At 66.3% G+C, this 14,226-nt stretch carries 12 protein-coding genes; 3 read left to right on the forward strand and 9 right to left on the reverse strand.

Annotation, left to right across the window (positions count from 1 at the left end; translation table 11 throughout):
• Positions 1-5: 5 nt before the first annotated feature.
• Together OKW44_RS18865 and OKW44_RS18870 are read right to left on the reverse strand one after the other, a co-directional pair.
• Positions 6-3,134 (reverse strand): efflux RND transporter permease subunit, encoded by a 3,129-nt coding sequence (locus OKW44_RS18865; protein ID WP_018417719.1) that lies wholly within the window; start codon positions 3,132-3,134, stop codon positions 6-8.
• Entirely contained in the window at positions 3,131-4,279 is a 1,149-nt protein-coding gene (locus tag OKW44_RS18870; protein ID WP_026225330.1) for an efflux RND transporter periplasmic adaptor subunit, read from the reverse strand. The genes OKW44_RS18865 and OKW44_RS18870 overlap by 4 nt, the downstream gene beginning before the upstream one ends.
• Before the next feature lie 217 nt (positions 4,280-4,496).
• Between OKW44_RS18870 and OKW44_RS18875 the strand changes: the two genes are divergently transcribed.
• The gene (locus OKW44_RS18875; protein WP_018417721.1) at positions 4,497-5,114 is read left to right on the forward strand and encodes a TetR/AcrR family transcriptional regulator; all 618 of its coding nucleotides are present in this window, start codon (positions 4,497-4,499) and stop codon (positions 5,112-5,114) included.
• Positions 5,115-5,199: 85 nt separating this feature from the next.
• Here OKW44_RS18875 and OKW44_RS18880 read toward each other — a convergent pair whose 3' ends face one another.
• Entirely contained in the window at positions 5,200-5,412 is a 213-nt protein-coding gene (locus OKW44_RS18880; protein WP_018417722.1) for a hypothetical protein, read from the reverse strand.
• Positions 5,413-5,681: 269 nt separating this feature from the next.
• Between OKW44_RS18880 and OKW44_RS18885 the strand changes: the two genes are divergently transcribed.
• Positions 5,682-6,746: a LysR family transcriptional regulator gene (locus tag OKW44_RS18885; protein WP_018417723.1), complete on the forward strand. Its 1,065-nt coding sequence runs from the start codon at positions 5,682-5,684 to the stop codon at positions 6,744-6,746.
• Between the two features lie 31 nt (positions 6,747-6,777).
• On the opposite strand, the gene OKW44_RS18890 is transcribed toward OKW44_RS18885, so the two are convergent.
• The 6 genes from OKW44_RS18890 to OKW44_RS18915 all read right to left on the reverse strand — a co-directional run bounded on the left by OKW44_RS18890 (position 6,778) and on the right by OKW44_RS18915 (position 13,014).
• Complete coding sequence (locus OKW44_RS18890; RefSeq protein WP_018417724.1) at positions 6,778-7,008, reverse strand: DUF2795 domain-containing protein; 231 nt, start codon at positions 7,006-7,008, stop codon at positions 6,778-6,780.
• 190 nt (positions 7,009-7,198) lie between these two features.
• Positions 7,199-7,453, reverse strand: coding sequence for a hypothetical protein (locus tag OKW44_RS18895; protein WP_026225331.1), 255 nt, complete (start codon positions 7,451-7,453; stop codon positions 7,199-7,201).
• A 215-nt stretch (positions 7,454-7,668) separates the two neighbouring features.
• Positions 7,669-9,006: a C45 family autoproteolytic acyltransferase/hydrolase gene (locus OKW44_RS18900; RefSeq protein ID WP_018417726.1), complete on the reverse strand. Its 1,338-nt coding sequence runs from the start codon at positions 9,004-9,006 to the stop codon at positions 7,669-7,671.
• Positions 9,007-9,148: 142 nt separating this feature from the next.
• Positions 9,149-10,882 (reverse strand): ClcB-like voltage-gated chloride channel protein, encoded by a 1,734-nt coding sequence (locus OKW44_RS18905; protein WP_026225332.1) that lies wholly within the window; start codon positions 10,880-10,882, stop codon positions 9,149-9,151.
• Positions 10,883-10,994: 112 nt separating this feature from the next.
• A complete protein-coding gene (locus OKW44_RS18910) occupies positions 10,995-11,732 on the reverse strand; it encodes a glutathione S-transferase (protein WP_018417728.1) in 738 nt (245 codons plus the stop codon).
• Between the two features lie 202 nt (positions 11,733-11,934).
• Positions 11,935-13,014: a YeiH family protein gene (locus OKW44_RS18915; RefSeq protein ID WP_018417729.1), complete on the reverse strand. Its 1,080-nt coding sequence runs from the start codon at positions 13,012-13,014 to the stop codon at positions 11,935-11,937.
• A gap of 132 nt (positions 13,015-13,146) precedes the next feature.
• Here OKW44_RS18915 and OKW44_RS18920 point away from each other — a divergent pair, with 132 nt between their 5' ends.
• On the forward strand, positions 13,147-14,040 hold the full coding sequence (locus OKW44_RS18920) for a LysR family transcriptional regulator (protein WP_018417730.1): 894 nt from the start codon (positions 13,147-13,149) through the stop codon (positions 14,038-14,040).
• The last annotated feature ends 186 nt before the right edge of the window (positions 14,041-14,226 follow it).

The following is a 14,226-nucleotide window of genomic DNA, read 5'->3' on the forward strand; positions in this document are numbered from 1 at the left end:
CATGCTCAGTTACCCGTGTGCGTGGCGCCGGCACCGGACGGCGTCTGCGGCTCGCGCTCGTCGGCGCGTACGCGGAACGACGCGGCGTACAACGCGGGCAGATAGAACAGCGTGAGGATCGTCGCGCTCGTGATGCCTCCCATCAGCGCGGTCGCCATCGGCCCGAAGAAGTTCGAGCGCAGCAGCGGGATCAGCGCGAGCACGGCGGCCGCGGCGGTCAGCGTGATCGGCCGGAACCGCCGCACGGTCGCGCCGACGATCGCATCGAAACGCTTGTGCCCCGACGCAATGTCCTGCTCGATCTGATCGACGAGGATCACCGAGTTGCGCATGATGATGCCGAACATCGCGATCACGCCGAGCATCGCGACGAAGCCGAACGGCTGGCCGAACAGCAGCAAGGTGAGCACGACGCCGATCAGGCCGAGCGGCGCGGTCAGCACGACCATCAGCACGCGCGCGAAGCTTTGCAGCTGGATCATCAGCAGCATGAGCACCGCGATCACCATGATCGGAATCTGCGCGTTGATCGAGGTTTGACCCTTGGCGCTTTCCTCGACGGAGCCACCGATCTCGATCCGGTAGCCGACCGGCAGCGTCGCGCGGATCGGCGCGAGCGCGCGGTCCACCGCGTGCGTGACGTCGATGCCTTGCGCGCCGGCCGACACGTCCGACTGCACGGTGATGGTCGGCTGACGGTCGCGTTCCCAGATCACGCCGTATTCGAGGTCGTCGCGCAGATGTCCGAGCGTGCCGAGCGGCACCGGCCCGTTCGGCGTCGGCATCGCGAGCGCGGTCAGCAGCGACGGGTCGACGCGTTCGGCGCGAGGTGCGCGCAGATCGACGCTGATCAGCTTGTCGCGCTCCCGATACTGCGTGACCGTGTAGCCGGACATCGTCATCGCGAGGAAGCTGGCGATGTCTTCGGACGTCACGCCGAGTTCGCGCGCGCGTTTCTGGTCGATCTCGAAGCGCACCGAGCGCTCGGCGGGTTCGTCCCAGTCGAACTGCACGTTGCGCGTGCCGCGATTGGCGCGCATCGTCGCAGCGACGCGTTCGGCGATCGAGCGCACGGTCGCGATGTCGTCGCCGCTCACGCGGAACTGCACCGGATAGCCGACCGGCGGCCCATTCTCGAGGCGCGACAGGCGCGTGCGGATCGCCGGGAAGTTGTTGAACAACTCCGGTTCGAGCCACTGCGCGAGCTTCTCGCGATCCTTGACCGACTTCGCGGTGATCACGAACTGTGCGAAGTTCGGCTGCTGCAATTGCTGATCGAGCGGCAGATAGAAGCGCGGCGCGCCGGTGCCGACGAAGCTGACCGAGTGATCGATTTCAGGCCGGCCTTTGAGAACCTGCTCGAGGCGCTGCGCCTGGCGCAGCGTTGCATCGAACGACGCGCCTTCGGGCAGCCGCACATCGACCAGCAACTCCGGCCGGTCCGAGCTCGGGAAGAACTGCTGCGGCACGAGCGAGAAGCCGGCCATCGCGAGCACGAACAGCAGCACGGTGATTGCGAGCACGACGAAGCGCCGCTCGATGCACCAGCCGACCCAGCCGCGCAAACGCGTGTAGAAGCGCGTGTCGTAGATGTCATGTTCGTGATCGTCAGGCTCGTGCGCATGGCGCTTGCGCTCGGGCAGCATGTGATAGCCGAGCAGCGGAATCAGCACGACCGCCGCGAGCCACGACGCGATCAGCGCGATCGCCGACACCTCGAAGATCGAGCGCGTGTACTCGCCGGTGCTCGACTTCGCGAGCGCGATCGGCAGGAAGCCGGATACGGTGACGAGCGTGCCGGTCAGCATCGGAAACGCGGTGCTGGTGTACGCGAAGGCCGCGGCGCGCGTGCGGTTCCAGCCTTGCTCGAGCTTCACCGACATCATTTCGACCGCGATGATCGCATCGTCGACGAGCAGGCCGAGCGCGAGCACGAGGGTGCCGAGCGATACCTTGTGCAGGCCGATATCGAACAGGTACATGCACAGCGCGGTGACCGCGAGCACCACCGGAATCGAGATCACGACCACCATGCCGGTGCGCACGCCGAGCGATACGAGGCTCACGATCAGCACGATCCCGACCGCTTCGGCGACCGCTTCGAGGAAGTCGTTGACCGAGCGCGCGACCGCGTGCGGCATGCTCGATACTTCGACGAGATTCAATCCGGCGGGCAGCGCGGCGCGCAGTTGGGTCATCTGCTGATCGAGCGCGCGGCCGAGGCGGATCACGTCGCCGCCCGGCTGCATCGTCACGCCGATACCGAGCACGGGTTTGCCGCCGAAGCGCATCTGCGTGACGACCGGGTCGTCGTAGCCGCGCTTGATCGTCGCGATGTCGCCGAGACGGAACGTGCGGTTGTTGATGCGGATCAGCATGTCGGCGAGCGCGCCCACGTCGTTGAACTGGCCGCTCGGACGCACGAACACGCGGTCGTCGGTGGTGGTCAGCGTACCTGCGGGAGCGATCGTGTTCTGCGCGTTGATCGCCTGCCCAAGCTGTTGTGGCGAGATCCCGAGACGCGTCAACTGCGTGTTCGCGATCTCGATGTAGATGTGCTGATCGGGGTCGCCGAAATAGTCGACCTTGCCGACGCCCGGCACGCGCAGCAGCACCGAGCGTAGCTGGTCCGCGTAATCGTGCAGTTGCGCGGCGGAAAAGCCGTCGCCTTCGAGCGTGTAGATGTTGGTGTAGACGTCGCCGAATTCGTCGTTGAAGAACGGGCCCTGGATGCCCGACGGCAAGGTCGCCGCGATGTCGCCGACTTTCTTGCGCACCTGGTACCACGTCTCGGGCACCTGGCTCACCGGCGCCGAGTCCTTCATCGTGAAGAAGATCAGCGATTCGCCTGGACGCGAGTAGCTGCGCACGAAATCGATGTACGGCGTTTCCTGCAGCTTGCGGCCGATGCGATCGGTCAACTGCTCCTGCACCTGGCGCGCAGTGGCACCCGGCCAGTACGTGCGGATCACCATCACGCGGAACGTGAAGGGCGGGTCTTCCGACTGCGCGAGCCGCGTGTAGGCGAGGATGCCGAACGCGGTGGCGAGCGCGATCAGGAATACGACCAGCGCCTGATGACGCAGCGCCCACGCGGACAGATTGAAGCGTCCTTCTTCGTGCGACGTGCTCATGAAGCGAAGTCCTCGGGATGCAGCGGCGCGATCGCGCGGACTTTCTGGCCGGCGCTCACGGTGTGCACGCCTTGCAGCACGACGCTTTCGCCATCTTTCAGGCCATCGCTGACGACGAACGTGCGCTCGTAGTAGCGCGTAACGGTCACGCGACGCAGCTCGAGGGTGTTGTCCGCGGCGCGCACGACCCACACGGCCGGTTCGCGCCCCTCGTGAAATAGCGCGGTGACCGGCAGCGTGAATACGCCGTGCTGCGCGGCCGCCGCGGCGAGCGGCACCGCCGGCGTGACGTCGGCGGTCATGCCGAGGCGCACGTCGGCGCCGGCATCGAGCAGGGTCAGACGCGCGCGCCAGGTGCGGCTTTGCGGATCGGCGGCCGGCGACAGCTCGCGCACGCGTGCGGCGAGCTTGCGGCCCGGCAGCGCGGCGAGCGTGACGCTCGCGTTCTGGCCGACCGCGAATGCGGCGAGCGCGCTTTCGGGCACGTCGCACAGCACGTCGACGTCGCCGCTCCACGCGAGGTTGTAGACGGCCTGACCCGCCGACACGTTCTGGCCCGTGTCCGCCTGTTCAGCCGTGATGACGCCCGCATGACCGGCGACGAGCGTCGTGTACTGCAGCTGGTTCTTCGCGAGCGCCGCCTGCTGCTGCGCCTGATCGCGCTGCGCGAGCGCGGACGCGTAGGCGTTGGTGGTCTGTTCGAGCTGCGCGGGCGCGATCAGGTTTTCTTTGGCCTGCGCCCTGTCGCGTTCGAGCTGCTGCTGCGCATAGACGAGGTTGTGCTGCGCGGCGTCGAGCTGCGCCTGCGTGCTCGCGGCGTTTTTCTGCGCATCGGCCGGGTCGAGCAGGGCGACGACTTCGCCGCTTTTCACCGTGTCGCCGAGCCGTACCCGCCGCTCGATGATCTTGCCGGCGACGCGGAACGACAGCGGCGTCGAATAGCGCGCCTGCACTTCGCCGGGCAGCGACGCCGCCTGCAGCGCGTGGCCGTCCGCATGCACGGCGAGCGCGACCACCGGGCGCGGCGCGGGCGCCGCGGCTTCCTTCTTCGAGCAGGCCGCGAGCGCGAGCACGCCTGCCAGCGCCAGCGCGCAGGTCTGCCTGGAGAAACCGCGGTGAGAGGATGGGGGAGACTGCTGGCGCATCGCTGACGATGCGGGAGAACCGGGACGCTTCACAATTACCCCAACTGGAGACAGCGAACGAACACGGCAAGCCGCGCGGCCCGCCAGCGAAGACCGCATGCCGCGTCATGCTAATGGCATACAGGGATGGCTTTGAATGACGAGACGCATTCTAATACACTCCTGTATCTGAATGTATAGGTGGATTTGAATTCTTTTGGGTGCTAGGCTTGCGGCCATGAAACGTCAAAGACTGACAAGAGAGCAGAGCAAGGACCAGACGCGGGAGCGGCTGCTCGATGCCGCGCAGGCAACTTTCATGAAGAAGGGCTTCGTCGCGGCGAGTGTCGAGGACATCGCGGCGGCGGCCGGCTATACGCGCGGCGCGTTCTATTCGAACTTCCGCAGCAAGACCGAGCTGTTTCTGGAGCTATTGCGGCGCGATCACGAAGCGATGCAGGCGGGCCTGCATGCGATCTTCGAAAGCGCGGCGTCGCGCGAGGAGATGGAGGCGCGCGTGCTGCGCTACTACAGCTCGCTGCATCGCGAGAACAAGTGTTTTCTGTTGTGGGTGGAGGCGAAGCTGCTGGCGGTGCGCGACGGCCGTTTCCGGCTGCGCTTCAACGCGTTCATGCACGAAAAGATCGAACAGTTGAGCGCCTATGTGCGCGAGTTTTCGGAGCGCGTGGGCACGCCGATGCCGATGCCGCCCGAGCAGCTCGCGATCGGCCTGATGGGTCTGTGCGACGGCGTGCAGTTCTTCTTCACGGTCGATCCGCAGAATGTGCCGACGGAGATGGCCGAAACGGTGCTGGCGGGGTTTTTCTCGCGCGTGGTGTTCGGGCGCGATGCGTAACGGTAGGCGTTGAGCTTGGAGGCGCAGATGCGCGAATGCGCGACCCGGAGGGATCGCGCATCAGATACGGTTCAAGGCGGAAAAATCATTCGACCGGCAGTCGTGCGCAGGCCTCGGCGGCGGGCGCCGCGCACGCGAACGCGTATTGGCCGCTGGCGTCGAGGAATTTTTCCCCGGCGTGCAGGGCAACCTTGATATCGGGGCAGCGCTCGTAGCCGATATAGGCCGAGCTCGCGGCGGCCGACCAGCAAACCAGCGAAAACGCGATCTTTTCCAGCAGACGAAAACGATGTGGCATGGCGGTGTAGCGGTAACTTTCTTTGGCCGCTATCTTACCAGAGACTAGGGTTTATACCTAGCTAAAATCCACGATAGACACCGTAATAGTGGCGCGATGGACACGCCGCGCCGAATCTGACCGGAATGTCATGTCTGGGTCAGGGTTGGGACATGTCCTATAGCTAGAATCGGTTGCGTTGGGCGGACCCGCGCGCGCCCATGCGGCGCGGGTCGACACAGGCGGCAACGGTTGCGCCGGCCCGGCTTTACCGAGGCAGGAGTCGTCCCATGAATCAACTGCAGTCGATGCGCGTGTTCGTCAAGGTGGCGGACCTCGGCAGTTTCGTCGGCGCGTCGGGCGCGCTGGATCTGTCCACCGCGGTCGTCACGCGGCACGTCGCGGATCTCGAAGCGCGGCTCGGCACGCGACTGCTGAACCGCACCACCCGCCGTCTTTCCCTGACCGAATCGGGCGCGACCTATCTGGAGCGCGTACGCCACATCCTCGCCGATCTCGAAAACGTCGAGCAGATGGTGGTGGCGCGCAATCACGAGCCGGTCGGCACGCTGCGCATCGTCGCGCCGGTCGTGTTCGGATTGCACAGTCTCGCGCCGGTCGTGCAGTCGTACGCGGCGCGCTATCCCGACGTCGTGCCCGACGTCACGCTCGCCGACCGCCACGTCGATCTGGTCGAAGAGGGCTTCGACGTCGGCATCCTGGCTGCGCGGCACATGCGCAGCGCGAGCATCGTCACGCGGCGGTTGACAACCGGATACATGACGGTCTGCGCGACGCCCGAGTATCTGGCGCAACACGGCACGCCGAAGCGCCCCGAGGATCTGCTCAGGCATTCGTGTCTGAGCAGGCCGGCCGAGCAGGGCGGCGAGGAGCGCGTGTTCAATGGGCCGGCCGGCGAAGTGCGGGTGCGGCCGACCAACGCGATCGCGGCGAACAACGCCGAGATGCTGCGACAGTTCGCGCTGCTCGGCATGGGCGTGGCGATCCTGCCGAGCTACCTGATCTGCCGTGATCTGACGGCGGGGCGGCTCGTGCGCCTGCTCGACGCGTACAGTCTGCCGCCCATCGAGATCACGATTGCGTATCCGAGCCGGCTGCATCTGCCGGCGAAGGTGCGGACGTTTATCGACCATCTGGTCGAGCATTTCCAGCCGGAAAGCGCACGGGCGCGGGATTCGCGTAGCGTGGCGCCGGTGCGGGCGGTGGCGGAGGTGAGCGGGTCCGACGCTCCGACGGCGCGCGAGATCGCCGACGACGCGCTCGAAACCAGCCGCACGACGCGCCGTGTGACGCGGGTGGCGCGCGCGCGGATCGCGGCGGCGTCGCAGTTCTGACGTGTGAGGTGAAGCGAGGCTGAATCCGGGTTCAGATCCCTAAGCCCGGGCCATAGTTGCCGCCGATCAGGCGCGTGACCGACTCGACGTCGACATAATCCTGCTCCGGCATACCATCGAGCATCGCCAACACCTCGTTGCTCGCGCCGGCTTCACGCGCGGCGTCGACGAGTGCATCCTTGTTGGTCGGGAATTCGACTTCGCTGAGAAGATCGGCGATCTGCAGATCGATCGATTCGCCGGGGATGTCCGAGGCCGTCATGCGCATGCTCCTGGTGAGCTTAAATTAGTCACGTTGTTATTGCTGCCGCGAAAAGCCAGCGCCTCGCCGCGATGAGTTTCTCGCAGTCTGTCGCAATCCCGCGCGCATCGCCCCCATCGTCATGGCAGCCGGCGCAAACCGGGCAGGCGCGCCGTCGTAGTCGCGCCGCCGCCCGCCGTTGCGGCGGCCCTCACGTGGTCAGATGCTCGTTCTGCCCGGTCAGGCTGCGTTCCAGATGTCGGGACTTCGGTAGCGCAAGATGCTCCCAGTGCTGCGGACGGCTGGCGTCGGTGCCCGACACGTCTGGGGCCGGAGGCGCGACCGGCGCGGCGTTCGCGCGTTGGGCAAGCGTGATGGAATCCGTGCTGTCCGACGCGGTATGAACCGGCGCGGCAAAGCACGAGGCTGACAGCGTCACCATGATTAACAGTGTCGAGGTTTTCATCGCCCGACCTCCTAAAGCTCATGCGGCGCTGACAATCGAGCAAACCCTGTGCCGTCCCGCGTCGAGAGGACGGTGCAAGTCGAGGACGGCATGGCGCTGCGCGGCCCAGGCTCCTTACCATCTTAGATGGCAAATACTGCAACGCGCGCACATTTGCGACAAACCGTCTTGTAAATTCCATCATGGCACGAACAGGCGCGCGCGTCCGCCATGCGCTAGCGCAGCACGTCGAAGCGCGTCCACGGCCACGACGGCCGGTCGCGCATATAGCCGTTGAGCCAGTTCCACTGCGGATGCCGCTTCATGAACGCCTGTGCGTCGAACGGCCGGCCGCACGGATGCCCCCAGCGCGCGGTGAAGGCCATCTCGCGGGCCATTTCGCTGTCGACCACCTTGCCGTCGTTCGCGCCCCACGGATTGAACGGCCCGTGATCGGTGCCGCCGAAGCGCGCGTCGTCGAGCTCCAGATGCCCGCAGATCGTGCGCGAGCACGGGTTGTCGTTGCGATCGAGATAGACGTCGTGATGATCGGCGATCATCTGCTTCGCGAGCTCGACGTCGATGCTGCCGCGATGCAGTTCCTCGAGCTGCATGAAACGCAGACGCCGCGCGCCGTTCTTGCGCACGTCGGTATAGTCCTCGCCTTCGCCGATGCATTCCTGGTTGCGGATCTTCAGATCCGTCGCGGTGTTGTAGCCGCTGTAGAAACCGTCTTTGGTGGTCTCGAAGCCCGCATAGTGCAGCCCGAGTTCGTAACGCGCGATCTCGCCGGTCTTCGTGTCGCCGAGCAGCCAACTGTTCGCGTAGCCGCCGTTGTTCGCGAGCGAGAACATGTCGCACCATTCCTTGATGCTGTTCGCATATTGCGACGCGCGCCGCGAGCGATAGAACTCGGGCGCGCCGGCCGCGTTGTAGCCCGCGAAGTTCGAGATCGTGGTTTCGGTGATCATCAGGCCGGCCGCCGTGACCCAGAAATCGGTCAGGCTCGAGATGCAGCCCGGCAGGCCCTGCATCAGGATGCGGTTGCCGCGGTCGGGCACGATGTCGAACACGACGTTGAACGCGTCGCCGGCCGCGTAGCGGTCCCACGAGTTGTGCGCCATCACGATGCGGCCGTCGCGCGTCGCGTTGCCGGCCGCGATGAACGCGCTGCAGTGGTGACCGCGCCGGCCGCGCCACAGTTTCGCGCCCAGATGCGGCTGCGCCTGCGCGGCGTGCGTCGGCCACCAGCTTTGCAGCAGATCCATGTAGCCGTTCCACGCGAGCACTTCGGCGAACGGCAGCTTCGCACCGTCGGCGATGCCATGGATTTCATCGGCGAATTCGGTGTCGAGCTTGCTCGCGAACTGGCTCGTCGCGGCATTGACGAAGGTGTCGAACTCCTCGCCGGTGTCCCATTTGGCGAGATAGCGCGCGGTGCGGATCGCGTTTCTGATTTCGTCGGCGAGCAACTGGCCGTGCTGCTCGCCGCGATCGTACGGCTCGCCTTCGATATGCACGAAAATCCAGCCAGCCTGATCGCGGCGTACGGCCTCGGGGGACGGTTCGCTCATCTTCGCTCCGACGATACGGCGGGCGCTGTCGCTGCGCCCAAGCTGGGCTCACGCGTGCCGGCCGCGTGAAGGGCCGGCGGGTCTGTCCATTGTAGAGAATCCGCGGCGCTTTGCATCGCGCCCCGCGAAGCCTTCGAAAGCTCTAGTGCGACGGATTCATGCGGAAGTACGCATCGAGCAGCGAGGTCTTGTAGACGACGCCGGCGAGCTTCGGGTGCGCGGTGCTTTCGATCACCGGCAGCCGCTCGCCCTGAAACGCCATGAAGTGCTGTAACGCGACGGCGAGCGACATGTCCGGCGTCAGCACGTCGAAATGCGGCTGCAGATAATCGGCGGCGGTTTTCATCGACGTGTCGTGCCGGTCGAGCAGATCGGACGTGATGTCCTTCAGCGCGACCACGCCGAGAAACGCGCCCGAGTCGTTCGCGACGTACAGATACTTGACCGGATACTCGAGGAACACGCGCGTCATGTCGTGCACGGTCGCGTTCGGCGGCACGACGGTCTGCGCGGGGCGGATCAGCTCGCGCATCTGCGTCGCGCGCAATCGCGAGCGCTCCTGCTCCTCGCGATTGCGGCGCAGCGTGATCTCGTACATGGAGGTCTTGCCGATCGCGCGCGCGATGAAATACGCGACCACGCACGACAGCATCAGCGGCAGCACGACCTGATAGCTCAACGTCATCTCGAAGATCATCAGGATCGCCATCAGCGGCGCCTGGGTCGCGCCCGCGAGGAATGCGCCCATGCCGACCATCGCATACGCGTAAGAGGCCGACGTCGCATGCGGCCACAACGCGTGCATGCCTTGGCCGAACAGCGAGCCGACCGCCGCGCCGACGAACAGCGTCGGCGTGAACACGCCGCCCACCGCGCCGGAGCCGGCCGTCGCCGCGGTCGCCGCGAGCTTGCAGACGAGCACCAGCAGGAGCGCGGACCATGTCCACGGCGAATGCAGGATCGAGTTCACGACGCTGTAGCCGTTGCCCCACACCTCGGGCTCCGCGACCGAAATGATGCCGACCACGAGACCGCCGAGCGCGAGCCGCACCGGCAATGCGACCGGCAGCTTGCGAAAGGCCGCCTTCGATGCGTCGAGCAGCCGCAGAAACTGCGGCGCGGCCGCGCCGCACAGCGCGCCGAGCGCGACGAACAGCAGCACCTCGGGACCGGTCACGGTCGGAAACTCCGGCATCTCGTAGGGCGGCTTGTAGCCGGCGAACTCGCGCATCGTGATGTTCGCGACGACCGCCGCGACCAGCACCGGCCCGAAGCTTTCCATCGCGATCGAGCCGAGCACGATCTCGGTGACGAAAAACGCGCCCGCGATCGGCGCGCTGTACGCGGACGTGATACCGGCCGCCGCGCCGCACGCGACGAGCAGGCGCAGCCGCGGCGGATCGAAGTGGACCCAGCGGCCGATCAGCGACGAGGCGAGCGCCGCGAGCTGCACCATCGGACCTTCACGGCCGATCGAACCGCCGCTCGCGATCGTAAACAGCGACGACACGCTGCGCCACAGGCTCAGGCGCACCGGCACGACGCCGTCGCCGATCGCGACCGCTTCCATGTAGTCGGTGTGCGTTTTCGTGTCGGCGTGACGCTGCGCAATCAGCAGAAAAACGCCGGCGACGAGACCACCCGCGGCCGGCAGCCAGATGCGCATGGTCCACGGTAGGCTGCGCGCCATGTCGACGAAGCTGCCGGAGCGGCCGGCAATCGCCAGTTGCAGCAGTTCGATGCCCTTGCGAAACACGATGGTCGCCAACGCGCCGGCAATGCCGACCACAACGGCCCAGACCAGCACCGTATGGGCTTCGGAGAGGCGGAAAACGCTTTGGGCGCGGGTGCGCAGCTTCAGCAGGAATGAAAGCACGTCGTCGGTACGGGGCGCGATGGAAGGTTGAAAAAACCGCGGCACAACAGCAGCGCGCCCGCCTCGAATGGCGGGCGCGCGGCGGCGAGCGGGCGGGGGCCGGCGGCGCGGTTCAAGTCGCCGCCTTGTCGAGTTCAGGATAGTGCCGGAAGATGCAGCTTTCGTTATGGTCGATGCGCCGGTCCGAGTCCAGATACGCGGCGATGTTCGGTCTGGCGATCACCATGTCGTGCAGCGCGGCGAGCCGCGGATAGTGCTCGCCGAAGCGTTTCAGCGCGCGCGGAAACGCGTACAGCAGACCGTCGATCAGCTGGAACATCGACAGGTCCACATAGGTCAGCGTGTCGCCGACCATGAAGCTGTCGCCGGCCGGATTCTGCGCGAGCACGCGCTCGAAGTACGACATGAACTTCGGAATCCGATGGTCGATGAAATCGTGCGCGCGCACCTTCGCCGCGTCTTTCTGCTCCTCGTAGTAGAGGCCGCTCGCGAGCGGATGGTGGGTGTCGTGCGCTTCGGTGACGACGTCGGCGATCGTCAGTTGCAGGCCGTTCGCGACGTAGCGCAGGCTGTCCACCTCCGGCGCGAGCTTGAGCCGCGGGCCGAGATAGAACAGGATGTTGGCGGTCTGCGGGATCACCAGATCGCCGTCTTTCAGAAACGGCGGCGCGAACGGCGGATACGGTTCGTCGGGGCTGTCCATCACGGCCATCATCGCCTCCGTGCCAAGGCCCTTCGAAGGTTTGCCGCGCGCGACTTCGACATAGTCGACGCCGGCTTCCTCCAGCGCGAGCCGCACGAATTCACCGCGGCCTTGCAGGCCATCCCAGTAGTACAGTTCCAGGCTCATCGATCGATCCTCATTCCGGTCGCCGGGACGCATCGCGGGAAGGCAGTTTCACTACTGCCATCGGACCGTGTGCATAGGCGGGTTGTGGGAGCAAAGTTCGCAGCAACGAGTATGCCGTGTGATCGGCCCGGATGGGGCGCCAGAAAGCGCAAAACCCCGCGCGCGGCGGGGTATCGGCGAAGGCGGGGAAGCCGGCGACGGCTCAGCGGAACAGGTGCTGGACGGCCCATGTGATGCCGAGTCCGCCGGCGATCAGCCATACATACAGAATCAGGCCGGTGGTCAGCGCGCGCGGACCCGCTTCGCGAATCTGCGAGAAGCGCGTTTCCATGCCGAGTGCGGTCATCGCCATCGTCAGCGCGAAGGTGTCGAACAGGTTCAGCGTCGAGGTGGCGCTTTCCGGCAGCACATGCAGCGAGTTGATCGCCACGCAGGCGAGGAAGCCGAGTGCGAACCAGGGGATCGCCAGCTTGCGCGGGGCGGCGCCGTCCGTGCCGCCATCCTTCGCGCTGCGCGTCGCGCGGTTCACCCACAGGCCGACCACCAGCAATACCGGCACGAGCAGCATCACGCGGGTCATCTTGACGATCGTCGCGATGTGCGTCGCTTCGGGGCTCACGTTGCTCGCCGCGCCGACCACCTGCGCGACCTCGTGGATCGTGCCGCCGAAGAACAGGCCGGCGCCGATCGTGTCGAGATGCAGCCAGCCTGCGTTGAACAGCACCGGGTAGAGGAACATCGACAGCGTGCCGAACAGCACGACGCTGCCGACCGCCATCGCGCTCTTGTGCGGCTTCGATTGCAGCGTCGATTCGAACGCGAGCACCGCGGCGGCGCCGCAGATCGCGCTGCCGGCCGCCGTCAGGAGCGCGGTGTCGCGATCGAGCTTCATGATTTTCATGCCGGCCCAGGTGCCGATCACGAGCGTGCTGACGACGATCAGCACCGACTCCGCGAGACCCGGCAGGCCCACCTGGGCGATTTCCTGCAGGCTCACACGCAAGCCGAAGAACGCGACCGCGATGCGCAGCAGCTTGCGCGCCGAGAAATTCACGCCGGCCGCCCAACTGACCGGCATGCTGTCGCGCAGCGCGTTGCCGTAGATCGCCCCCGCGACGATGCCGACGATCAGCGGACTCAGGCCAAGGCCGGCAATCGCCGGAATCGCCGCGATGCGCGTGACCGCGGCGGCGAACAGCGCGACGAACAGTACGCCGTTGAGCTGGCCGCGGGTGGACAGCGCGGGGGAGGCGGCGGCGAGCGGGGCGGTGGGTGTGGACATGATCGGTGGCTTCGTAACGGACTTGCGTGGGACTGCATGGGCAGCAATGGGGCTAATCCTAAATTAGATATATCGATATGAAAAATCGTGATTTAGAATGTGAAGTATCGGCTCAACGGATATTTAAGCGAGATGACCCCGGATCAACTTATAACGTTCGCTGCCGTCGCTGAGCATCGCAACATCAGCCGGGCGGCGGTGGCGCTGCATCTGTCGCAGCCGGCGGTGTCCGGCCAGTTGCGGCAATTGCAGGACGAGTTCGGCGAGCCGCTGTATCAGCGCGATGGCCGCGGGGTGCGGCTGACGCCAGCCGGCGAGCAGCTCGCCGCCTATGCGGCGCGGCTGCGCGACACCTGGCGGCAGGCGCATGCCTATCGCGACGCGCTGCGCGGTCTCGAACAGGGCACCTTGCGGATCGGCGCGAGCACGACGCCGGCGAGCTACCTGCTGCCGTACCTGATCGCCGAATTCCATCGCCGCTATCCGCACGTGACCGTGCATACCGCCAACGGCAACACGGCCGAGATCGTCGGCGCGCTCGGCTCGGTCGATATCGCGATGATCGAGGGTCCCGCCGGCGCCGATCTGCCGCCGGACACGGTCGTCCATGCGTGGCGCGAGGACGAGATCGTCGCGATCATGCCGCGCTCGCATCCGCTCGCGCAGGCGGAAAACGGCGGGCGCATCGAGCTGGCCGCGTTCGGCGCGTATCCGCTGGTGCTGCGCGAGGAAGGCTCGGGCGTGCGGCAGACGGTCGAGCGCGAGTTCGCTCGCGCGGGCGTGCCGATGCGCGTGGCGCTCGAAATCGCGGGGGTCGAAGGGGTGAAGGAGGCGGTGCGGGCGGGGATGGGTGTCGGTTTCGTGTCGGCGATGTCGATGCGGCATGAGGACGGTGCGCTGCGGCTCTTGTCGCTGAGCCCCCAGCCGCTAACGCGGCGGCTGTCGATTCTGGTGCCGCATGCGAGCGCGCCGTCGCGGGTGGTCGAGCAGTTTCTGGCGATGTGCGTCGCGGACGAGGCCAGCTGACTTCCGCGCTGGCAGCGTACGGGTCGAGAATCCGAACCCACGGAGCGCTGCCGTGGCCGGCGCGCTTCGCTTTACGCTCGCCGTATGCCGGCCGCGCCTGGGGATTTCCTCTATGGTGCGCGATGGCTGTCCCGAGCACCATTCGCACATCGCAGCGCCTCCGGCGCTTTTTTTCGACGTTTAGTT

The organism is Paraburkholderia lebeckiae (assembly GCF_050436325.1).
Taxonomy (GTDB): domain Bacteria; phylum Pseudomonadota; class Gammaproteobacteria; order Burkholderiales; family Burkholderiaceae; genus Paraburkholderia; species Paraburkholderia tuberum.